This window comes from Neorhizobium puerariae (genome assembly GCF_042429745.1).
In the GTDB taxonomy this organism is placed as follows: Bacteria; Pseudomonadota; Alphaproteobacteria; order Rhizobiales; family Rhizobiaceae; genus Neorhizobium; species Neorhizobium puerariae.
In genome coordinates this window covers 72,864-94,564 of the sequence record NZ_JBHMAA010000037.1, presented here as the reverse complement: position 1 = coordinate 94,564, position 21,701 = coordinate 72,864, and the positions used below count along the sequence as shown (strand labels likewise).

Here is a 21,701-nt window from a genome sequence, read left to right as displayed (position 1 = left end):
CGAACGGGACACGTCGCGTGTCACTTATCAATTTCAATACGAGGCACTCGACGTGTCCCGGCCGAAACCTTGCCCCCGGTCAAACCGGGAGAGAAAATCAACCGGGATCGCCAAGGGCGGAATCCGTCCCTGCATGGAGGAAAACGCGCATGAGCAAAGCAGATTTCAGCGAATACGAAAAGCGCCGGGCCGAGCAGCATGAGGAACTCTGCCGCGCCACCTCGTCGCTCATGTGCATCCGCGGGCGTATATGCCGCCTGCGCACCTGCCGCCGCCGGCGTGTGTGCTGCGGCCCGATGCTGCCCTCGCCGCATCAGGCATGGGCCGTCCGCGCCCAGCGGGAAATCGGCCTCAGCGGCAAGGCCTGCGCCGAACTTCCTTTTTGCGTCGCAAACCAGGCGCCGCGGATTTTCGAAGGATACAAGCGAGTCATGGACGGCCTGCGGCAGGTAAAGCAGGACTGGCCCGAAATGGATTTGGTCCGGGCCTGCGTCGAGCGTGCGACAGGACGGCGCCACAGCAAGAAACTCTTGACTTCCCTTTCCCGTCATCCGACTTCAGGCAATGAAACGAAGGGATGAAGACCATGACCGAAGCCGCCCGCAGCACCATCGATCAGAGCGAAGTCGACCGGTTCTCCGCCATGGCGGCCGAATGGTGGGACCCGACGGGAAAATTCAGGCCGCTCCATAAGTTCAACCCTGTCCGGCTCGCCTATATCCGGGACCGGATATCGGAGAATTTCGGCCGCGACCCGAAGAGCCACCTGCCGCTTGCCGGTCTCCGTGTGCTGGATATCGGCTGCGGCGGCGGCCTGCTCTCGGAACCGGTCGCCCGCATGGGCGCCACCGTCGTCGGCGCCGATCCGTCGGAAAAGAACATCGGCATCGCCTCCACCCATGCGGCCGAGACCGGCACGGTGGTGGACTACCGCGCCGTCACCGCCGAGCAGCTCGCGGAAGCGGGCGAGACCTTCGACGTCGTGCTCAACATGGAAGTCGTCGAACATGTCGCGGACGTGGACTTCTTCATCTCCACCTGCGCGAAAATGGTCCGGCCCGGCGGGCTGATGTTCGTCGCCACCATCAACCGCACCTTCAAGGCCGGCGCGCTGGCGATCTTCGCCGCCGAAAACATCCTGCGCTGGCTGCCGAAGGGCACGCATCAATACGAAAAGCTGGTCCGCCCGGAGGAGCTGGAAAGACCGCTCTCGGCAAGCGGCCTGGAGATCGTCCACCGCACCGGCGTCTTCTACAATGTCCTGCAGGACCGCTGGAACCTTTCCGCCGACATGGACGTCAATTACATGATGCTGGCGAAACGGGCGGGATAACCCGCTTCTCGGCAGGGAGATATCCGTTCTGAGGATTCTTCACGGCGCGCAGGACTGCAAGAGCATCCTCCTCCCCGAAGAATGATCATCCCCGCCTCCGCATCCCCGGCTACACTTCATCCCGCCACATGCGCGAAAGGCCGAACGAATCTCGATCCGCCCGGCCTTTCGGGTTCTTTGAAATGAAGGGGCCGCCCGGGTGAACTCAGTTGGCGTCCTCGGGCAGCACCGGCAGCGGGGCCACTTCGATGCCCTCTTCCAGCAGGTCGCGCACCTCGCCGAGGCTCGCCTGGCCGATGATGCCGCGGGCATCCGCCTCGCCGTAGTGGATCTTGCGCGCTTCTTCCGGAAACTTCTCGCCCACGTCCTCGGCACCGGCCTTGATCTCGGCGATCGCCTGCTTCAGCTTCGCCATCGCCTCCTGCCGCGCCATGTCCATCACCATTTCCCGCTTCGCTTCCTTTTTGCGGGCGGTGGAGACGGAAGGCGCCATCAGCGATTTCGAGATCGAAGCGGAATTGCACACCGGACAGGTCAGGAAACCGCTCTCCACCTGGCGGTCGAAATCGGCGCTTTCGGAGAACCAGCCTTCGAATGTGTGGGCGTTTTCACAGGTCAGCGTATACTTGATCAAGCAGCAACACCTCCCGCCGCGCCCGATGCCGTGTCCGGCACCGTGTCGAGCACGAATTCGCGGGCATTCTTGAGATTGGGGATCTTTCCGCGCGCGGCCTTTACCGCCGCGATGTCGACTTCGGCAAGCACGACCGCCTCACCGGTTCCGCCCGCCGACGCCAGCACCTTGCCCCAGGGATCGACGATCATCGAATGACCGAAGGTCTCGCGGCCGTCCTCATGAACGCCCGCCTGGGCGGCGGCGATCACGAAGGCGCCGTTTTCGATGGCGCGGGCGCGCAGCAGGATTTCCCAGTGCGCCTCGCCGGTCTGGCGTGTGAAGGCGGCGGGCACCGTCAGGATTTCGGCGCCCACCAGCGCCTCGGCGCGGAAAAGCTGCGGAAACCGGACGTCGTAGCAGATGGCGAACCCGACCTTTGCAAACGGCAGTTCGGCCACCCGCGCCGAAACGCCCGGCTCATAGGCCGAGCTTTCGCGCCAGCTCTCGCCGTTGTCGAGGTCGACGTCGAACATGTGGATCTTGTCGTAGGTGGCGATCTGCCGGCCGCCGGGCGCAAACAGGAAGGCGCGATTGGCGATCTTCCCGCCCTCGATGGCGATCGCCGTCGAACCGACATGCAGATGGATGCCGAGTTCGCCGGCAAGGTCGCGGGCAGTCGAAACGATGATGTCGCTCGCCTCGTCGCGCAGGACTTCGCGCATCGCCTTGCGGTCCCGCTGCAGGGCTCCGGTCATTTCCGGCGTCTGGATGTAGGTCGCGCCATGCGCCGCCGCCTCGCGCACCAGCCGGGCCATGTCGGCGGCATTCCGTTCCGGATCGACACCGGAGCACATCTGGATCGCTGCTGCCTTGAACGCCATCGCCTTGCTCCTCAGGCAGCCAGCATCGGATCGAGCCTGCCGGCCCGTTCGAGCGCGTGCAGGTCGTCGCAACCGCCGACATGCTCTCCGTTGATGAAGATCTGCGGGAAAGTGGCGCGGCCGTTCGCCTTGCCGATCATCTCCTCGCGCAGCTCCCTCGAATAGGTGGCGTCATGCTCGGTATAGGGAACGCCCTTGGAATCGAGCAGAGCCTTGGCGCGGGCGCAGTAGCCGCAATATTCGCGGGTGTAGATGGTCACATCTGCCATGAACGTCTCCGGGCGCGGCCAGATTGGGCCAGATTGGGAAGGAAGCCGGAAAAGGCCGCACGAAAATTGTCATCTTCTGTCATATAGGCCCGGAAACAGCCATTGCAAAGGTCAAAACCGTGACCTCGGCGGCGCCCGCCTTCTTCAGCGCCCGGGTGGCGGAAGAGACGGTCGCGCCGGTCGTGTAGACGTCGTCGACCAGCACCAGCCGCTTTCCGAAAACATCCGCTTCATGGCCCGGCGCGATGACGAAGGCGGCCCGCACATTCTCCTCGCGCGCCCGTGCCGAAAGCCCCACCTGACGGCTGGTGCGCTTGATGCGGACGAGCGTCGAAGGCAGGAACGGCTTGCCGGAGGTCTGCGCCAGATGCCGGCCGAGCTCCGCCGCCTGGTTGAACTTCCGCCGGGTGAACCGGGAACGATGCAGCGGAACCGGCAGGATGCCGTCCGCGTTCGCCACATGGGTTTCCGCGGCGCGCAGCATCCAGCCCGCCATCATTGGCGCAAGGTCCGTGCGGTCCCTATATTTCAGCGAATGGACGAGATCGCGCGCCGCCCCCTCGAAGATCGCCGCCGAACGCAACCGGTCGAAGACGGGCGGATTCGCGATCGCCTGGGCCGACAGCATGCCCGGCCCGGGATCGTAGGAGAACGGCAGGCCGAGCATTTCGCAATAGGGCCGCTCGATGAAGCGGATTTCCCGCCAGCAGGAGGGGCAGAAGCCGCCATGCGCGCCGGTCCGCACGCCGCAGCCGGGGCAGACCGGCGGATAGACGAGATCGGAAAGCCATCTCGTCCACCCTGCGGCGAAGGATGCTACAAATCGAAGGGCACTGGGGCTCGGCTCGATGGACATGGGTTGACAATAGAGCATCGGACCGAAAAGTGGGAACCGGTTTTCGGCGAAGTCCGATACCCCCGGCGAAGGCGGAGTGGCTTTTGCGGACCGTGAATATGAGTGGATGGACATGGAAATTCTTTTCGACGAACGGCTGATCGAGGCAAGGCGGAAGCGGGCTCTTGCGGGCCATGATCCGAACGCCGCCTTCCTGCTGCAGATCGCCGGCCGGGAGCTGGCGGACCGCCTCGCCGTCGTCGAGCGCCGGTTCGAGACCGCCGTCGAACTGCACGGCGGCCCGGGCATTGCCGCCCGCGAGGCGCTGGCGACCGGCAAGATCGGCGCCATGCGCCGCGTCGAAAGCAGCCCCGGCTTCGCCGCAGCCGGCGAGGACATTGCCACCGCTCCGTGGGAAGACGTCCCGCTGGAGCCGGAATCGATCAACCTCGTGCTCTCGCCGCTGACGCTGCATCTCGTCAACGATACGCCCGGCACGCTGGTCCGCATCCGCCGGGCGCTGAAGCCGGACGGACTTTTCCTGGCGGCGATCCCCGGCGCGGGAACCCTCTCGGAACTGCGCGACGTCCTGTTGTCCGCCGAGGCGGAGCTGACGGGCGGCGCAAGTCCTCGGGTCATTCCCTTCGCCGACGTGCGGGATATCGGGGCGCTCCTGCAGCGCGCCGGTTTCGCGCTGCCGGTGGTCGACATCGAAACCTATACGGTGCGCTACGACTCGCTCTTTCCGCTGATGCGGGACCTCCGCGCCATGGGCATGACGAACCCGCTTGCCGGCCGCAGCCGGGCGCCGGTGACGCGGCGCTTCTTCGTCAGGGCGGCGGAGCTTTACGCCGAGCGCCATTCCGATCCGGATGGCCGCGTCCGCGCCACGTTCTCGATCGTCTACGCCTCGGGCTGGGCGCCCCACGAGAGCCAGCAGCAGCCGCTGAAGCCGGGTTCGGCGAAGATGCGGCTCGCCGAGGCCCTGGGCAAGGCGACCGGCTGACGCTCAGCGCGCGGCGTTTTCGTAGACGCCGGCGATCTTCACGAACATGTTGTTGATGGCGTCGTGATCCTTGCCGAGCGCGGCGAACAGCACCAGCGCGATGACGGAGATGAGCAGGCTGTATTCCACGGCCGTCGCGCCGCTGGTATTCTTGAGAAGCAGGCTGAAAAGGCGCATGAATTATCCTTACGATGGATGGATGGACCCAGGCGCCTCAGACAGCCCGGCTCAGCAGTCGCCGTCTCCGTAACCCTGCACGATGCAGACCGAGCCCGGCGTTTCCTGCAGCACGCTGCGACGGATCGTATAGTTTTTCATACCCTTTTCGGCGGGCTTGATGGAGCCGGTGGTGATCTTGTCGAAATCTTCCTGGACGTTTGCAAGACGCCGGTTGTCGTCGCGGCCCGCCAGCATCGGCGTCACGATCAGGGAAAGGGCGATGACCGCCGTGCCGAACAGGAGTGCGATGTTGAGCGCGCCGGTTCTGCCGGAACCGTACGTCGCCCGCTGCCGGCCCCGCACAGCCTTCCAGAATTCCTCGTCCATGCCTTCATAGCCCCGTCAACGCAATGACTTCACGAGGCCTGAAAGTGGCACAATCGGCTAAACGATCCCTTAACGCGGAATGAATTCGATTGTTCTAATTTTACCGATCCGCGCGATCAGAGCAGGTCCTGCAGGATCGGGATGAGCGGCTCGTCGGCCGGCGGCATGGGATAGTCGCGCAGCGCATTGGGTCGCACCCATTTGATCGCCTGACCTTCCCTGCCAACCGGAATGCCTTCGAAGCGCCGGCAGACATAGAGCGGCATCAGCAGATGGAAGGTCTCATAGGTGTGGCTGGCGAACGTGAGCGGCGCGAGACAGGGGATTTTCGTGGAGATGCCGAGCTCCTCCTCCAGCTCCCGCACCAGCGTCTCCTCGGGCGTTTCCCCCGGCTCCACCTTGCCGCCCGGGAATTCCCACAGGCCGGCAAGCGACTTGCCCTCGGGCCGCTGGGCCAGGAGGATGCGCCCGTCGGAATCGATCAGCGCACAGGCGGCAACCAGGAGAAGCCTGCGGGGTGCGTCATTCATCGTCAGCCTTCCTGCCGCCAGTAGTGATATTCGTAAGCCTTGCGGAACCCGAACTTACGGTAGAGCGCCAGCGCCGCCTCGTTGGTGGAAACGACCTGCAGCCAGGCCGACCGCGCGCCGCTGATGCGCGCCCAGCGCAGCGCCGAGGAGAGGATTTCGGTGCCGACGCCCCCTCGCCGACGGGCCTGCGCCACCGCGAAGGAAAGAATGCCCGCCAGATCGTTGTCATGGACGCAGAGCGCCACGGCGATGGCCCCGCCCGCCGGGTCTTCCTTCATGAAGAAGCCCGATGGCGGCTTGATGGCGGAGAGGATCTCGGCAATCGCCGGTTTCGGCCCCGCATCGTCGCCCTCGACGGCGAGGCTCGCATCGATGAACCGGCCGACATCGTGGCTCGGCAGGTAATCGAGCGTGTCGGGCAGTTCCAGCGCCGCAAGGTCCACGGTCAGCACATCCACCGTCTCGAAGGGCTTCCACCCCTCGGACCTGAGATGGTCGATCAGCACGCCCGGGGCGAGCGGCGTTTCGCGGACGAGAAGCGGCCGGCCGTAGGCCGCGAACCGCTTGCGCGCCTTCTCGAGCCGCATCGCCATGTCCCGATGATCGGAGGGATCGAGCGGAACGATGCAGTTCAGCCGCTTGGAAGGATGGCCGCCGGTGAGCCGCACCTGCCAGCTCCCGTCATAGACGACGGACGCAGCCGGCCAGGCGCGGAAGCTCACGGCCTCCAGCCGCCGCACCAAAGGCAGATCGTTTTTGCGGAACGAAGCCTGCATCAATGCCCTTCAGCTCCGGTAGTCGCCGTTGATGGCAACATATTCCTTGGTGAGATCGCAGGTCCAGACCGTCGCCCTGCCGTTGCCGAGACCGATATCGACCCTGACCGGAATGTCCTGCCGCTTCATCACGTTCGAGGCCGCCTCTTCCGAATAGTCCGGATCGCGCTCGCCGTTGACGGCGACGCGGACGTCGCCGAACCAGATGGCCAGACGGTCGCGGTCGGCGGCTTCGCCTGCCTTGCCGACAGCCATGACGATGCGGCCCCAGTTGGCGTCCTCGCCGGCGGCCGCCGTCTTGACCAGCGGCGAATTGGCGATGGAAAGGGCGATCGTCTTCGCGGCGGCGTCGCTTTCCGCGCCGGTCACCGTGATCTCCAGCATCTTGGTGGCGCCTTCGCCGTCGCGAGCCACCTGGGTCGCCAGGTTCTTGAGAAGATCGTTCAGGGCGGAGCGGAAACCATCGAGGCGCGGGTCGTCTTCGCTTTCGACGCGGGCCTGGCCGTCGCCGGCCGCAGCACCTGTCGCAAACAGCATCAGCGTATCGGATGTCGAGGTGTCGCTGTCGACGGTCATGGAATTGAAGCTCGGCTCGACGCCGGCGGACAGCAGGTTCTGCAGCACGGCCGGCGCGATGTCCGCATCCGTGACCACGAAGGAGAGCATGGTCGCCATGTCGGGCGCGATCATGCCGGCGCCCTTGGCGATGCCGTTGATCGTCACCTTGACGCCGCCGATCTCGGCGGTGCGGGTCGCGACCTTCGGATAGGTGTCGGTGGTCATGATCGCCCTGGCCGCCTCCTGCCAGAAGTCGCCGGTGGCGGTCCTGTTCATGTCGCCGAGCACGCCGGAGAATTTCGTGGCGTCCAGCGGCTCGCCGATGACGCCGGTGGAGGCGAGATAGACCTCGTTCTCGCCGCAGCCGACCGCCTCGGCCGCGGACTTCGCCGTCAGCGCCGTCGCGGCCTTGCCCTTCATGCCCGTGAAGGCATTGGCATTGCCGGAATTGACGACCACGGCGCGCGCAACCCCGTGGGGCAGATTGGCACGGCAGAAATCGACCGGCGCCGAAGGGCACTTGGAGCGGGTGAAGACACCCGCCACCGCCGCCGGCCTGTCGAAAACCATGAGCAGGACATCGGTGCGGTTCTTGTACTTGATCCCGGCGGCGGCCGTCGCCATGCGCACGCCGCGGAGCGACGGCATTTCGGGATAGGATTTCGGAGCAAGCGGCGAAACGGAGGCGGACATCGTCAAATACCTGGCTTGATGTTGTCGTCGGGCAATCTTCGGCGGAATTTCACGGCCGCGATCCCTCACCGGCAAGATCAAGGGCTCAGCCTTGCCAAGACCTTGATCTTGCAACCTCTCCCGCAAGGGGAGAGGCTGGGCACGGAGCATGCGGCGCGGTTATCTCCCTCTTGCGGGAGAAAAAGCGATTTCAACATCCCGGCTTTGGCCAGGTGTTGAAATCGCAAGTGAGGGGTTACCCCTCACCCGACACTCACGATCGGCTTACTGCTGCGGCGCCGGAACCGGCGCATCGCCCGCATCCTGCATCTTGCTGACCTCGTCATAGCCCTTCTTGAGGGCCGGATCGACGATGTCGACCTTCTGCTCGCTCTTGGCCTTGTCGATCAGCGCCACGTACTTGTCGCGCATCACGAGCTGCTTGACCTGCTCTTCGACCTGCTCGAAGGCCGGCGGCGGAGCGTCGCGCTTGTCTTCCACCTTGATGACGTGGAAGCCGAACTGGGACTGGACCGGGGTCTTGGTGTAGGTGCCCTTTTCGAGCGCGAAAGCGGCTTCCTCGAATTCCGGGACCATGCGGCCGCGGCCGAACCAGCCCAGGTCGCCGCCTTCATCCTTGTTGGAATCCTGGGACTTCTCCTTGGCGATCTCGGCGAAATCCTTGCCCTTGTCGAGATCGGCGATCACCGCCTTGGCCTCGTCCTCGGTCTTCACGAGAATGTGGCGGGCATGCACTTCTTCCTGCTTGGGCAGGCCTGCGATTTCCTTGTCGTAACGGGCCTTCACCTCTTCCGGCTTGACGGCATCGATGACGTGCTTGCGGAAATAGGCGTTGTGGAGTTCGCGGTCGGCGATATAGGTCATCCGCTTCTTGAAGTCCTCCGTGTCCTTGATGCCTTCGGCGAGCGCACCGGAGGCGAGCAGCTTCACGTCGATGGCGCCGGAAAGGGCCGCGACCTTCTTCTGTTCTTCGGGAAGCTGTGCGAGTTGCGGGTCGAGGTTCTGGACGGCCAGATCGAGCTCGGACTGACGGATTTCCAGGCTGCCGACCTTGGCGACGACCGGATCGTCGGCCGAAAATGCCGGGGCCTGGGAAAAGATCGCAGCGGCGAGCGCGGCCGTTACGAGGAATTTGTGGCGCAACATCGATTCACCTTTCGAATAGGGCACCGGTCTCAGAATGCCTGATTCCGGCCGGAAAACCTTCACAAACACCGGATTGTGGCCATTCTGTATCGGCCGCCACCGTTGACATCATTCGACCCCCCTCTTATCTGTCACGCAACTTCGCGTCCAGAAGAGTTTCCGGGCGTGGCGGGTTCATTTTGTCGTCATCCTGGACGGTGCGGGGACGAACCGGTCGCAGGTCGGCAGCCCGGCCCGCGATCCCATGAGACTGAGATCAGAAAGGACCATTCGTATGGTCAGCCTTGGCGGCATCGCCCGCAAATTGTTCGGTTCGGCAAACGATCGTCGCGTGCGCGGCTACAAGCCGAGGATCGATGCGATCAATGCTATCGAAGAAAAGACCAAGGCCCTCTCCGACGAACAGCTTGCCGCGCAGACGGCCGAGTTCAAGAAACTGCTCGCCGACGGCAAGACGCTCGACGACATCCTGATCCCCGCCTTTGCGGTGGTGCGCGAGGCCTCCCGCCGCGTGCTCGGCATGCGGCCTTTCGACGTCCAGCTCACCGGCGGCATGATCCTTCACGATGGCGCGATCGCCGAAATGAAGACCGGTGAAGGCAAGACGCTGGTCGCCACGCTTCCCGTCTACCTCAATGCGCTCGCCGGCAAGGGCGTGCATGTGGTCACCGTCAACGACTATCTCGCCCAGCGCGACGCCAACACGATGGGCCGCCTCTACGGTTTCCTGGGCCTCACCACCGGCGTCATCGTCCACGGCCTCGACGACGACCAGCGCCGCACGGCCTATGCCTGCGACATCACCTACGCCACCAACAACGAGCTCGGCTTCGACTATCTGCGCGACAACATGAAGTACGAGCGCAGCCAGATGGTCCAGCGCGGACACAATTACGCGATCGTCGACGAAGTGGACTCGATCCTCGTCGACGAGGCGCGCACGCCGCTGATCATCTCGGGCCCGCTCGACGACCGCTCCGAACTCTACAACACGATCGACGCCTTCATTCCGCAACTCTCTGCGGAAGATTACGAGATCGACGAGAAGCAGCGCTCCGCCAACTTCTCCGAACAGGGCACCGAGAAGCTGGAGAACCTGCTGCGCCAGGCCGGACTGCTCAAGGGCGAATCCCTCTACGACGTCGAGAACGTCGCGATCGTCCACCATATCAACAACGCGCTGAAGGCCCACAAGCTCTTCACACGCGACAAGGACTATATCGTCCGCAACGACGAGATCGTCATCATCGACGAGTTCACGGGCCGCATGATGCCCGGCCGCCGTTATTCGGAAGGCCAGCACCAGGCGCTCGAAGCCAAGGAAAAAGTGCAGATCCAGCCGGAGAACCAGACGCTCTCCTCGATCACCTTCCAGAACTATTTCCGCATGTACGAGAAGCTGGCCGGCATGACCGGCACGGCCGCGACCGAGGCGGAGGAGTTCGGCAACATCTACAAGCTCGAAGTGGTGGAAGTCCCCACCAACCTGCCGATCCAGCGTATCGACGAGGACGACGAGGTCTACCGGACCTTCGAGGAGAAGTTCAAGGCGATCATCGAAGAGATCAGGACGGCCCACGAACGCGGCCAGCCGGTTCTGGTCGGCACGACCTCGATCGAGAAGTCCGAACTTCTCGCCAACCTGCTGCGCCAGTCCGGCTTCGACAAGTTCCAGGTGCTGAACGCGCGCTACCACGAGCAGGAAGCCTATATCGTCTCGCAGGCCGGCGTGCCGGGCGCCGTGACGATCGCCACCAACATGGCCGGCCGCGGCACCGACATCCAGCTCGGCGGCAATATCGACATGCGCCTGGAGCGCGAACTCGAAGGCATCGAGGACGAGGCCGAACGCGTGGCGAAGGAAGCCGCGATCCGGCAGGAGATCAAGCAACTCAAGGAGCAGGCGCTCGCTGCCGGCGGTCTTTACGTCATCGCCACCGAACGCCACGAAAGCCGACGCATCGACAACCAGCTGCGCGGCCGTTCCGGCCGTCAGGGCGACCCGGGCCGTTCGAAATTCTACCTGTCGCTGCAGGACGACCTGATGCGCATCTTCGGCTCCGACCGCATGGACGGCATGCTGCAGAAGCTCGGCCTGAAGGAGGGCGAGGCGATCGTCCATCCCTGGATCAACAAGGCGCTGGAGCGCGCCCAGAAGAAGGTCGAGGCCCGCAACTTCGACATCCGCAAGAACCTCCTGAAATACGACGACGTCACCAACGACCAGCGCAAGGTGATCTTCGAACAGCGCCTCGAGATGATGGATTCCGAGGATATTTCCGAAGTGGTCGAGGAGATGCGCAACGAAGTGATCGAGGTTCTCGTCGCCAAGCACATTCCCGAGCGCGCCTATGCCGAGCAGTGGAATGCGGCGGGTCTTCGCGAAGATGCCGGACGGCTGCTCAACCTCGACCTGCCGATCGAGGACTGGGTGAAGGAGGAAGGGATCGGCGAGACCGATATCCGCGAGCGGATCACCGCGGCGGCAGGCAAGGCAGCCACCGACCGCCGCGAGCGCTTCGGCCAGGAGATCATGAACTACGTGGAGCGCTCCGTGCTGCTCCAGACGCTCGACCACCTGTGGCGCGAGCATATCGTCAACCTCGACCACCTGCGTTCGGTGATCGGCTTCCGCGGTTATGCCCAGCGCGATCCGCTGCAGGAATACAAGGCAGAGGCCTTCGAGCTCTTCCAGGCGCTGCTCGCCAACCTGCGCGAAGCGGTGACCGCCCAGATGATGCGCGTGGAACTGGTCCAGAACCCCGAGCCGCCGGAACCGCCGCCGGTCTTCGAGGGGCACCACGTCGACCCCATCACCGGAGAGGACCAGTTCACGGGCCTCGACGGCGAGAACTTCATCGCCGCCCCGCAGGACCGCCGCCCGGAAGACCCCTCCACCTGGGGCAAGGTCGGCCGCAACGAGGCCTGCCCCTGCGGATCGGGCAAGAAATACAAGCATTGCCACGGCGCGTTCGAACAGGTGTGATTGCCGGTCGGCCGACAGACGACATGACTGACGCCGCCTCTCCGGGCGGCGTTTTCTTTCCGTCGGCAAGTCGAAGATCATGAATGCTTTAACTGCCAGGCGAACCCTTTCTTAACCCTGCTGTGGCAACACTTTCCGCCATTGTTCCCGTCGTTGTTACGAGTATTGCGTGCCCATCATGGCGGTCATGGAAACAGCGGAGAGATTGCTTCCGCCAGGCTTGCGCGCCCGGCTGCATCCGCTGACGCGCAAGCTCCGCGCGGTCCTCACCGATCATGACGAAACGGCCCGCGCCCGGCGCCGGGCACTCATCGCCTTCGTTATCCGCGTCTTCAGCGCCGCGATCGCGTTCGTCTCGCAGATCGTGCTCGCCCGCCTGATGGGCGAATTCCAATACGGCATCTTCGCCTTCGTCTGGGTGCTGGTCGTGCTCGTGGGCAACCTCTCCTGCCTCGGCTTCCACACCTCGGTCATCCGCTTCCTGCACCAGCACAAGGCGCGGGGAGAGATGGAGACGGTGCGCGGCCTGAACCTCGCCGTGCGCCTCGTGGCGCTCGTCTCCTCAAGCGTCATCGCCGGTCTCGGGCTTGCCTTCCTGCATCTCTTCGGCGACAGGTTCGAGGCCTATTATCTCGTGCCGGTCTCGCTCGCGTTCTTCACCATGCCGATGATCGCGCTCGGAGACGTGCTCGACGGAACCGCCCGCTCGAACGGCTGGACGGTGACGGCGCTGAGCCCGACCTATCTCATCCGCCCGACGCTGATCCTCCTCTTCATGCTGGCCGCCCTGTGGCTCGGCGCACCGCAGACGGCCGTCACCGCCATGCAGGCCGCATTGGCGGCGACCTATGTCACGACGCTGTCGCAACTCTTTCGCCTGACGCTCCGGCTGCGCCGGGAATACGGCAGCGGCCCGAAGAAATTCGAGACCGGCGTCTGGTTCCGCTATTCGCTGCCGCTTTTCCTCGTGGACGGCATCGGCTTCCTGCTGACCAATGCGGATGTGGTCGTCGTCGGCCTCTATCTGCCCCCGGATCAGGTCGGCATCTATTACGCGGCGGCCAAGACCATCGTCCTCGTCCAGTTCGTCTACTTTTCCATCAAGGCGGCGGCTGGCCCGCGCTTTTCCGCGATCATGGCGGAAGCGGACATGACGGCGCTCGCCGCCTTCGCCGGCCAGACCGCCCGCTGGAGCTTCTGGCCGTCGCTCGCAATCGGCCTTCTGGCGCTCGCCGCCGGCGAGCTGCTGCTCTCGCTCTTCGGCAGCGCGTTCACCGCAGGCTACTGGCTGATGGCGATCCTCTTCGCCGGCATCCTCGCCAAGTCCATGGTCGGTCCGGGCGAGGTTCTGCTCAGCATGGCCGGCCGCCAGAAGCTCTGCGTCCTGCTTTATGCCGTCACGCTTCTGGCGAACATCGGCCTGAACATCGCCCTGATCCCGCGTTTCGGGCTCACCGGCGCCGCCATGGCGACGGCATCGGCGATGATCATAGAGGCCATATTGCTGCACATAGCCGTGCGCCGCACGCTCGGCATCGTGCTTTTCGCCTTCGCCGACCCCATGCCCTCCGATCCCTCAAAGGCTCCATGACCATGGCCCACCCCCCGATCAGCGGCGAATCCGAAAACAATGGCGGTGACCGGTTCCCCGCGATCCCCGCATTTCGGACCGAACGTCCCGGCGCGGACACGCACCTGCCGATCGGCCGGCCGGGACGCGAGCTCTGCCTTTATCCCGCAGCGCTCGGCTACGACCTGCAGGAGGAGCTGGAGTTCCTGTCGAACCGCGCCATGGAGCCGAACATCTTCTTTTCGGCCCGCCTGCTCGCACCGGCCATGCCGCGCGTCGAGGACAAGCAGGTGCGCCTGGCCCTGGTCCGCGACGAAAGCGGCGCCCGCAGCCGCCTCCGGCTGCTGATGCCGTTCACCGTGGAAAAACCCGGTTTCTCGATGGGCGCCTCGATCATCCGGACCTGGGCAAACCCGTTCGGCCCCCTCGGCACGCCGCTCGTCGATGCCGAGGATGCGGCCGAGACGATCGACAATCTCCTTGAAGCGCTCGCCCTGCGGGAGGCGCGGCTTCCTTCCGTGCTCGTATTGCCGGACGTGCGGCTCGACGGCCGGTTCGCCCAGCTTGCCAAGGCGGTCGCGATCGGCCGCAACCTGCCCGTCACCGTGACCGATCCGTTTCAGCGCCCGATACTGGAAAGCCTGCTCGACGGCGAGACCTACCTGAAGCACGCGATCTCCCCGCATCACTTCCGCGAGATGCGCCGCCTGTGGCGCAACCTGGGAAACAAGGGAAAGCTCGCCTATTCGGTCGCGCGCCAGCCCGAGGAGATCCGGCTGCGCATGGAGGAATTCCTGCTGCTGGAGGCCAAGGGCTGGAAGGGCCGCAGACGCTCGGCGCTGATCAACGACCGCTATCGTTCCGCCTTCGCCCGCGAAGCGATCACCAATCTGGCCGAGGTCGATGCGGTGCGCATCCACACCGTCGATTTCGAGGGGCGCGCCATCGCCTCGCTCGTCGTCTTCCTCATGGCCGGCGATGCCTATACCTGGAAGACGGCCTATGACGAGGATTTCGCCACTTATTCCCCCGGCAAGCTGCTGATGATGAAACTCACCGAATGGCACCTCGAAGACGCCAACATCATGCGCACCGACAGCTGCGCCGTGCCGGATCACCCGATCATGAGCCGCTTCTGGGAAGAGCGCGAGGAAATGGGCACCCTGGTGATCGGGCTCGCCCAGAACGGCGACCGCGACGTGCGCCAGGTGGCCGCCCAGCTTCACCTCTATCGCAACACCCGCAACATGGCCCGCATCCTCAGGGAGAAGATCCTGTCGATCGCCGGCCGCGGCGCCTGAGGCTTCAGCGCATCATTCCGCCGCGGCGCGCTCGCGAAGCAGCCGGCGGATGACCTTGCCGCTGGTCGTCAGCGGAATATCGTCGACGAAGGCGACCTCGCGAGGGTATTCGTGCATGGAAAGCCGCGTCTTCACCCATTCGCGGATGTCCGCCGCCAGTGCTTCGCCCGGACTGTGACCCGGCGCGAGCACCACATAGGCCTTGACGATCTCGGTGCGGACCGGGTCCGGTTTGCCGACGACCGCGGCAAGCCGCACGGCCGGATGCCCCGTCAGGCAGTCCTCGATCTCGCTCGGCCCGATCCGGTAACCGGAAGAGGTGATGACGTCGTCGTCACGCCCGATGAACTCGACATAGCCATCCCGGTCCTGACGGCCGAGATCGCCGGTCAGGAGCCAGTCCCCGGCGAACTTGCCCGCCGTTGCCGCCTCATCGTTCCAGTAGCCGAGAAACATCACCGGATCGGGCCGGCGAATGGCGATCTGCCCCATCTTGCCGGGCGGCAGTTCGTCCCCCCGGTCGTCCACCACCGCGACCCGGTGGCCGGGCACCGCGCGCCCGATCGCGCCGCCGCGCGACACGCCGAGATGGGCGGCGGACGAAAGCACGAAATTGCATTCCGTCTGGCCGTAGAACTCGTTGACGGTCAGACCGAGCGCCGATCTGGCCCAGTCATAGGTCTCCCGGCCGAGCGCCTCGCCAGCCGAAGCGACCGTGCGCAGCCTGAGATCGTATTTTTCGAGCGGCTTCTCGACGGATTTCAGCAACCGCAACGCCGTCGGCGGAATGAAGGCGTTGCGCACGTCCATCTCCGCCATGATGCGGAACGCCATGTCCGCATCGAATTTCTGCGCCGGCGACGAGACGACGGGAATTCCGAGCATCAGCGCCGGCATGAGCACGTTCAGCAGGCCTCCCGCCCAGGCCCAGTCGGAAGGTGTCCAGATCCGGTCGCCCTCCCGCGGCGCGAACTCGTGTGCAAGCTGGAAGCCCGGGATATGGCCGGCGAGAACGCGGTGACCGTGCAGCGCCGCCTTCGGCGGGCCGGTCGTGCCGGAGGTGAAGATCATCAGCGCCGGATCGTCCGGTCCCGTCTCCGCCACGTCGAACCGGCGCGGATGACCGGAAACCAACGTGTCGAAAGAAAGCACACCCTCGCTGGCGGAAACGTCGCCCGTAACGATCACATGCTTCAGATCCGGCAGCTTCCCGCCGATATCGGCAAGCCGCGTGAGACCGAAGGCATTGGTGACGATGGCCGACGCTCCCGAAGCCTTCAGCCGGTATTCCAGCGCCTCGGCGCCGAACAGCAGCGCCAGCGGCAGGGCGATGGCGCCCATCTTGTAGATCGCCACATGCGCGACGACCGTCTCGAAACTCTGCGGCAGGAGAAGCCCGATACGATCGCCGGGCTTCAGGCCGAGCGCCACCAGCGCATTGGCGAAAGCGGCCGAGCGCGCCGACAACTCGCCATATGTCAGGGCCTGATGATTGCCCTCGGGGCTGAAATGCTGGAGGCAGATACGCCCGGGATGCGAGGCGGCCCATGCATCGCTGACCACCTCGCCCATATTGAACCTTGGCGGGACCTCCCAGGCGAAATCGCGCGCGAGGTCTTCATAAGAGGAGCCGGCAGGCAGCTTCATGGACGATACTTCTCATTTTGCTGCACCAGCTAACATCTTCGAAACTTGAAATACAAGGGAAAGGGACGCAAGACGGTATGCCGTTTGGGAATACCCCCGCCGCGACCGCATTCCGGGCCGCACCCCGTATCGACCGCGCCCGCCACTTTGCACCGGCCGGAGGCACTTCATTCTTGCACGGCGGCACCGCCTCGTGATAGAGCGCTGCCACTACCGAAGTGCCCCGTTGGCGGAATTGGTAGACGCGCCTGACTCAAAATCAGGTTCCGAAAGGAGTGCTGGTTCGATTCCGGCACGGGGCACCAGAACGGACCAGCTTTCCATCTCAATCCCCAGATGCGGCGACGTTTTTCGGCAGCGTCCTTCGCATGTCGGACACCGCCAACGGTCACCGGGTCGCCCTGACGGCGTAAAGCAGTCCCGCATGGGGATTGGACGAACTCGTCTTGTCGAGCACAACGAAACCCGCCTCGATCAGTGGAGCGATGAGGTCCATCTGGGTCCTGTCCTTGGACCACCATTTGTGCCACTCGATCACCATCGCGTCGATGGCCTGCCGCAACATCGACCCTGCAACAGACCTTCTGAGCCGGCACGGCCGGATCGGCCTCGATCTGGAACTCCACCAGGTAACGGCCTGGAGAAAGCGTCACATAGGGCCGTAGAGCAGCCATCCCGCCTGCCCCGCCTTGACGGAGACACGCTCATCGCCCTGTACCTCGGCAACCTGCCCAATCTGGGAATAGAACAAAATCGATCTCCCGCGACCTTGATGAAAGAGGCACAGGCCGGACGTCTTTCAGACAAGATTTTGCCGCCCGAAAGCCCTGAAACGCAAGGGAAATTGACTGCTAAGTCTATGGTTGGCAAGGAGAATATTGCCATGAGCAGGAGATAGGCACAATCCGTCCGGGCAAGGCGCAAATCCGTCCTGGCCGGAGCCTCCGAGACCGTCCGAAACGGCAGCTTGGCCGGGGTTCGTCGACCCTTGCCGGCCTGTCGCCGGCCAGGCCCGCGGACAGGAATCCGGTTCCGAAGCAGGTGCCATTTCGGTTTCGGAGCGGGACACCACAAATCCTCCGCAAACTCACGAAAAAGTGCCGCGACGGAGACGATCTGTCTCGCCCGCGATCATTTACAGCGCTGCGGTATCTGCTCTAAGTGAGCCAGGCATCAAACAGGAGAAGCGCATGGCGCTGACAGCTTCCACTCCCCGTTCGCGCACCGGCATCGGCTATGCCATCGTTGTCACCCTCGGCATGGCGGCGACCGTCGGCGGGGCGCTGGCCTTCCAGTATATCGGCGGCTATATCCCCTGTGCGCTGTGTCTTCTGCAGCGCAATCCCTATTATTACGGAATTCCGGTCGGTATCCTGGCGATCGTCGCCTCCGCCCTCGGCCTGCCGTCCTGGGTGACGCGCGCATTGCTCGTCGTCATCGGGGTGATGATGCTGGTCGGCGCCGGCATGGGCGTCTACCACTCGGGGGTCGAATGGCAGTTCTGGGAAGGTCCCGCAAGCTGCGGCGGGGGCGCGGGCGTGACCACCAATGCAGGCAGCTTGCTGTCCGATCTCAACACGGTCCACGGTCCCTCCTGCACGGAAGCCGCCCTTCGCGTTCTGGGCCTCTCCTTCGCGGGCTGGAACGTCATTGCCAGCCTGATCCTGGCCGCCATCGCCTTCGCCGGCGCGAAAAAGGCCGCTTGACGCGGCCTTCCGATGCAGACGCGCGAATAGCGCGGTGGCTTACGGCTGCAGTTCCGTATCCCAGTAGAGATAGTCCATCCAGCTTTCGTGCAGGTAGTTCGGCGGGAAAAGCCGGCCGTTGTTGTGGAGGTCCTGAACCGTCGGCTGATAAGGCTTCTGGTGCGGGAACATGCCGGCCTGCTTCGGCAGTTTGCTGCCCTTCCTGAGATTGCAGGGCGAGCAGGCCGCCACGACATTTTCCCAGGTCGTCTCGCCGCCATGCGCACGGGGGATGACGTGATCGAAGGTCAGGTCGTCATGGTTGCCGCAATACTGGCATTCGAACTTGTCGCGCAGGAAGACGTTGAACCGGGTGAAGGCCGGGTTGCGGGTCGGCTGCACATAGGTCTTGAGGCTGACGACACTCGGCAGCTTCATCGAAAAGCTCGGTGAGCAGACCGATTGTTCGTATTCCGCGATGATATTCACTCGGTCGAGAAAGACCGCCTTGATCGCGTCCTGCCAGGACCACAACGACAAGGGATAATAACTCAGCGGCCGGTAGTCAGCGTTCAACACGAGCGCCGGCAGGGCCTGCGGGGAGACTGCAATCGTCAAGTGACGCTCCTACCCGATTCGGCTTCTGTATTTTCTATATTAGGTCCGTTGTTACAGGATTGTGAAGCCCAATAAATGCAGTGGGATACTTGAGGGCGGGCGCTACGGCATCGGCCCGAAAATCGGAATCGATTTTCGGAAAGCGCGATGCTTGGATTCAATGGGGTAGAGCGTCCTTTGTGCGTCCGAAAGGACGCACGGCGCTCTAGACGAGAGGTGCGACGTTCCGACGCATTTTCACCGCATAATAGGCCCAGAAAAGCCGTGCCGCGACCGATCGCCATGGGCTCCAGATCTCCGCCATCAACGCAAGTTTTCCGGGCGAAGGCCGACTTTCCAAACCGAGCGCATCGGCCACCGCCGCCTGCAGCGCCACGTCGCCGGCCGGGAATATGTCCCGGTGGCCGCCGCAGAACATCAGATAGACCTCCGCCGTCCACGGACCGACGCCGGGAAGCGCTGTCATCCGCCGGATCGCTTCGGCCGTTTCCAGCCCGCCGATGGCGCCGAGATCGAAACGCCCTTCCGAAATAGCTGTGGAAAGATTGAGAAGGGTCGCCGCTTTGGCCCGGGAGAGGCCGAATGTCGCGACGGCCTCCGTGGAAAGCGCCGCATAACCCGCGGCCGTCACCGGGCCGGCCGCGGTGATCCTTCTCCAGATCGCCTCGGCGCTCGCCCTCGAAACCATCTGCGACACGACGATCGAGGCAAGGCCTGCAAAACCCGGTTCGCTGAGCCGGAGAGGCACCGGCCCCGAGACGTCGGCAACGGCCTGAAGCCGCGGATCGAGCCCGACCAGCGCTTCCAGCCCGGTCTGGATATCCGAATGGTCGCGGATGACCTTCACCTGGCCCTTCCTCTCCGGTGGCAGCCTTTCAAAAAGCATGGCAGAAGAAGCCATGCCCGCTCCACCCTCTGATAAACCGGTCTATCGTTTCGCGCCAAGCCCGAATGGGCTTCTCCATCTCGGGCATGCCCTGTCGGCGCTCCTCAATCACGACATGGCGAAGAAGGCGGGCGGACGTTTTCTCCTGCGCATCGAGGATATCGACCTTGCCCGCTGCACGCCGGAATTCGAGACGGCGATCTACCGTGACCTCGGCTGGCTCGGGATCGAGTGGGAAAAGCCGGTGCGCCGCCAGTCGGAACATTTCGATGCCTATCGCGCGGCACTCGACCGTCTGATGGAAATGGGCCTCGTTTATCCCGCCTTCATGACCCGCGGCAAGGTAAAGGCCAGGGTCGCGGCACATGAAGCGGACGGGAAGATCTGGCCGCGCGATCCCGACGGCTCGCCATTCTATCCGCAGGACGACAGGCATCGCAGCGAGGCGGAACGCCGGGTACTGATTGGCAGGGGCAGCCGGCACGCCTTCCGGCTCGACATGGCAAAGGCGCTGCGACTGGTCGGCAGGCCGTTGAGCTGGATGGAAACCGGCGACGGAGAGCGCGGCGAAATCCCCGCCGATCCGTCGCTCTGGGGCGACGTCGTGCTTTCGCGCTCCGATGCACCGTCGAGCTATCACCTGTCGGTCACGGTGGACGATGCCGGGCAGGGAATCACGCATGTGGTGCGCGGGCTCGATCTCTTCGAGGCGACGGCGGTGCACCGCCTGCTCCAGGAACTTCTGGGTTTGCCGCAGCCGATCTACCGCCACCACCGGCTCCTGCTTGGAGCGGACGGGCGGAAACTGTCGAAAAGCGAGGGCTCAACGGGACTTGCGGCGCTTCGCGACCAGGGCCTCTCCCCCGCCGATATCCGCCGCCTCGTCGGTCTTTGACGGCATCTCTTCGCGGCGGCGGCGCCCTCTCCTGAGCCGGGAGAACACTGAATAGACCCGGTATTTCATCAATGCCGCGTTGAGCTCCGCGCCCAGCATGAAGATCACCGCGACCATGTAGAGGAAGATCAGGACGATCATGATCGACGCCAGCCCCGCATAGGTCGCGGCATAATTGGCGAAGGTCGAAAGATAGGCCGCAAAACCGAAACCGAACGCGGTCCAGAGAATGAGCGTCAGCGTGATGCCCGGCAGGACGTCGATGATCCGCCGGTCGCCGGCCGGAAGCCATTTGTGCGAGAGCAGAAGGCCGATCATCAGGACCAGGGCCGTGCCGTAAAGGCCCCAGTTCGCCGCCTTCGCCAGATCGCCGATCAGCCAGGGAAACCGCGTCTCGGCAAATCGCTGCGCGACCGGAAGGGCGACGAGCACGATGCTGATCAAGGCGAAGACCACCACCGCCACGACGACATAACCGAGGCTCGCCAGCCGGGTCACGTACCACGGCCGGGTTTCCGTGACCCGATAGGCGCGATTGAGGGAAATCCGCAGCGCCTCCACCCCGTTGGAGGCGAAATAGGCCGCGGCCAACACCGATACCGTCAGCAGGCCGCCGCGGGGAATGGTCAGCACGCGCTGGATCTCCGATGCGATCGGCGCTGCGATATCCGCCGGCCAGGCATCGAAGAGCAGGTGCACCGCGGTTTCGGAAAATCCGCCCGCTCCCAGGAAACCGGCAAGCGCGGTGCCGAAGATCAGGAAAGGAAAGAGGGCAAGCAGGCCGGACAGGGCCACATGGCTCGCCATCGCCCACCCGTCGTCGTCGGAGAAATGCCAATAGGCATCCCAAAGAACCTTGAAGGTAAGCTTGTACCACCGGTACGGGCGGTTCTCTTCGGGCAATGTCAACTCCGTTGTGGCTCG

General features: G+C 64.2%; 23 protein-coding genes and 1 tRNA gene. 9 read left to right on the top strand and 15 right to left on the bottom strand.

The annotated features are described in order from the left end of the window. Together ACFFP0_RS28455 and ubiG are read left to right on the top strand one after the other, a co-directional pair. Window positions 1–581, top strand: a 581-nt coding sequence (locus tag ACFFP0_RS28455; protein ID WP_377265592.1) for a hypothetical protein, incomplete at its 5' end; no start/stop codon positions are given. Between the two features lie 5 nt (window positions 582–586). Next, entirely contained in the window at window positions 587–1,333 is a 747-nt protein-coding gene (gene ubiG, locus ACFFP0_RS28450) for a bifunctional 2-polyprenyl-6-hydroxyphenol methylase/3-demethylubiquinol 3-O-methyltransferase UbiG (protein WP_377265591.1), read from the top strand. A 205-nt stretch (window positions 1,334–1,538) separates the two neighbouring features. Here ubiG and ACFFP0_RS28445 read toward each other — a convergent pair whose 3' ends face one another. From ACFFP0_RS28445 to ACFFP0_RS28430, 4 genes are all read right to left on the bottom strand, one after another. Beyond that, the gene (locus tag ACFFP0_RS28445; protein ID WP_377265590.1) at window positions 1,539–1,967 is read right to left on the bottom strand and encodes a DUF1178 family protein; all 429 of its coding nucleotides are present in this window, start codon (window positions 1,965–1,967) and stop codon (window positions 1,539–1,541) included. Further along, window positions 1,964–2,830 (bottom strand): carbon-nitrogen hydrolase family protein, encoded by an 867-nt coding sequence (locus tag ACFFP0_RS28440; protein WP_377265589.1) that lies wholly within the window; start codon window positions 2,828–2,830, stop codon window positions 1,964–1,966. Before ACFFP0_RS28440 ends, ACFFP0_RS28445 begins: the two co-directional genes overlap by 4 nt. An 11-nt stretch (window positions 2,831–2,841) precedes the next feature. Then, on the bottom strand, window positions 2,842–3,099 hold the full coding sequence (gene grxC, locus ACFFP0_RS28435) for a glutaredoxin 3 (RefSeq protein WP_377265588.1): 258 nt from the start codon (window positions 3,097–3,099) through the stop codon (window positions 2,842–2,844). 79 nt (window positions 3,100–3,178) lie between these two features. Next, window positions 3,179–3,955, bottom strand: a complete 777-nt coding sequence (locus ACFFP0_RS28430; protein WP_377265587.1) for a ComF family protein — start codon at window positions 3,953–3,955, stop codon at window positions 3,179–3,181. Window positions 3,956–4,067: 112 nt separating this feature from the next. On the opposite strand from ACFFP0_RS28430, the gene ACFFP0_RS28425 reads away from it, so the two are divergent. Continuing rightward, entirely contained in the window at window positions 4,068–4,940 is an 873-nt protein-coding gene (locus tag ACFFP0_RS28425; protein ID WP_377265586.1) for a methyltransferase domain-containing protein, read from the top strand. A gap of 3 nt (window positions 4,941–4,943) precedes the next feature. Here the strand turns inward: ACFFP0_RS28425 and ACFFP0_RS28420 are convergent, their stop codons facing one another. The 6 genes from ACFFP0_RS28420 to ACFFP0_RS28395 form a co-directional block, all read right to left on the bottom strand. Beyond that, window positions 4,944–5,117, bottom strand: a complete 174-nt coding sequence (locus ACFFP0_RS28420) for a Flp family type IVb pilin (protein WP_377265585.1) — start codon at window positions 5,115–5,117, stop codon at window positions 4,944–4,946. A gap of 51 nt (window positions 5,118–5,168) precedes the next feature. Continuing rightward, window positions 5,169–5,486, bottom strand: coding sequence for a hypothetical protein (locus ACFFP0_RS28415; protein ID WP_377265584.1), 318 nt, complete (start codon window positions 5,484–5,486; stop codon window positions 5,169–5,171). A gap of 116 nt (window positions 5,487–5,602) precedes the next feature. After that, window positions 5,603–6,016, bottom strand: a complete 414-nt coding sequence (mutT, locus tag ACFFP0_RS28410; RefSeq protein WP_377265583.1) for an 8-oxo-dGTP diphosphatase MutT — start codon at window positions 6,014–6,016, stop codon at window positions 5,603–5,605. Between the two features lie 2 nt (window positions 6,017–6,018). After that, window positions 6,019–6,792, bottom strand: coding sequence for a GNAT family N-acetyltransferase (locus ACFFP0_RS28405; protein WP_377265582.1), 774 nt, complete (start codon window positions 6,790–6,792; stop codon window positions 6,019–6,021). 9 nt (window positions 6,793–6,801) lie between these two features. Further along, window positions 6,802–8,043, bottom strand: a complete 1,242-nt coding sequence (gene argJ, locus ACFFP0_RS28400; RefSeq protein WP_377265581.1) for a bifunctional glutamate N-acetyltransferase/amino-acid acetyltransferase ArgJ — start codon at window positions 8,041–8,043, stop codon at window positions 6,802–6,804. A 264-nt stretch (window positions 8,044–8,307) separates the two neighbouring features. Next, on the bottom strand, window positions 8,308–9,189 hold the full coding sequence (locus ACFFP0_RS28395) for a peptidylprolyl isomerase (RefSeq protein WP_377265580.1): 882 nt from the start codon (window positions 9,187–9,189) through the stop codon (window positions 8,308–8,310). 274 nt (window positions 9,190–9,463) lie between these two features. On the opposite strand from ACFFP0_RS28395, the gene secA reads away from it, so the two are divergent. The 3 genes from secA (at window position 9,464) to ACFFP0_RS28380 (ending at window position 15,046) form a co-directional block, all read left to right on the top strand. Beyond that, window positions 9,464–12,175, top strand: coding sequence for a preprotein translocase subunit SecA (gene secA / locus ACFFP0_RS28390; RefSeq protein WP_377265579.1), 2,712 nt, complete (start codon window positions 9,464–9,466; stop codon window positions 12,173–12,175). A 178-nt stretch (window positions 12,176–12,353) separates the two neighbouring features. Continuing rightward, entirely contained in the window at window positions 12,354–13,766 is a 1,413-nt protein-coding gene (locus tag ACFFP0_RS28385) for a lipopolysaccharide biosynthesis protein (protein ID WP_377265599.1), read from the top strand. Between the two features lie 2 nt (window positions 13,767–13,768). Next, window positions 13,769–15,046 (top strand): GNAT family N-acetyltransferase, encoded by a 1,278-nt coding sequence (locus tag ACFFP0_RS28380; protein WP_377265598.1) that lies wholly within the window; start codon window positions 13,769–13,771, stop codon window positions 15,044–15,046. Window positions 15,047–15,058: 12 nt separating this feature from the next. On the opposite strand, the gene ACFFP0_RS28375 is transcribed toward ACFFP0_RS28380, so the two are convergent. Continuing rightward, window positions 15,059–16,693, bottom strand: coding sequence for an AMP-binding protein (locus tag ACFFP0_RS28375; RefSeq protein WP_377265578.1), 1,635 nt, complete (start codon window positions 16,691–16,693; stop codon window positions 15,059–15,061). 220 nt (window positions 16,694–16,913) lie between these two features. Here ACFFP0_RS28375 and ACFFP0_RS28370 point away from each other — a divergent pair. Beyond that, window positions 16,914–16,998: transfer RNA gene (locus tag ACFFP0_RS28370), tRNA-Leu, on the top strand. An 83-nt stretch (window positions 16,999–17,081) separates the two neighbouring features. On the opposite strand, the gene ACFFP0_RS28365 is transcribed toward ACFFP0_RS28370, so the two are convergent. Further along, window positions 17,082–17,258, bottom strand: coding sequence for a hypothetical protein (locus ACFFP0_RS28365; protein WP_377265577.1), 177 nt, complete (start codon window positions 17,256–17,258; stop codon window positions 17,082–17,084). A 631-nt stretch (window positions 17,259–17,889) separates the two neighbouring features. On the opposite strand from ACFFP0_RS28365, the gene ACFFP0_RS28360 reads away from it, so the two are divergent. Continuing rightward, window positions 17,890–18,399 carry a disulfide bond formation protein B gene (locus tag ACFFP0_RS28360; protein WP_377265597.1) on the top strand — a complete coding sequence of 170 codons (510 nt, stop codon included), beginning with the start codon at window positions 17,890–17,892 and terminating at the stop codon, window positions 18,397–18,399. A 39-nt stretch (window positions 18,400–18,438) separates the two neighbouring features. Here the strand turns inward: ACFFP0_RS28360 and ACFFP0_RS28355 are convergent, their stop codons facing one another. After that, window positions 18,439–18,996 (bottom strand): HNH endonuclease, encoded by a 558-nt coding sequence (locus ACFFP0_RS28355; protein ID WP_377265576.1) that lies wholly within the window; start codon window positions 18,994–18,996, stop codon window positions 18,439–18,441. A 205-nt stretch (window positions 18,997–19,201) separates the two neighbouring features. After that, window positions 19,202–19,897 carry a DNA-3-methyladenine glycosylase family protein gene (locus ACFFP0_RS28350; protein ID WP_377265575.1) on the bottom strand — a complete coding sequence of 232 codons (696 nt, stop codon included), beginning with the start codon at window positions 19,895–19,897 and terminating at the stop codon, window positions 19,202–19,204. Between ACFFP0_RS28350 and gluQRS the strand changes: the two genes are divergently transcribed. After that, window positions 19,881–20,777 (top strand): tRNA glutamyl-Q(34) synthetase GluQRS, encoded by an 897-nt coding sequence (gene gluQRS, locus ACFFP0_RS28345; protein WP_377265574.1) that lies wholly within the window; start codon window positions 19,881–19,883, stop codon window positions 20,775–20,777. The genes ACFFP0_RS28350 and gluQRS overlap by 17 nt on opposite strands. Here the strand turns inward: gluQRS and ACFFP0_RS28340 are convergent. Next, window positions 20,706–21,680, bottom strand: coding sequence for a YihY/virulence factor BrkB family protein (locus tag ACFFP0_RS28340; protein ID WP_377265573.1), 975 nt, complete (start codon window positions 21,678–21,680; stop codon window positions 20,706–20,708). The two genes, gluQRS and ACFFP0_RS28340, sit on opposite strands and share 72 nt — an antisense overlap. Window positions 21,681–21,701 lie beyond the last annotated feature (21 nt).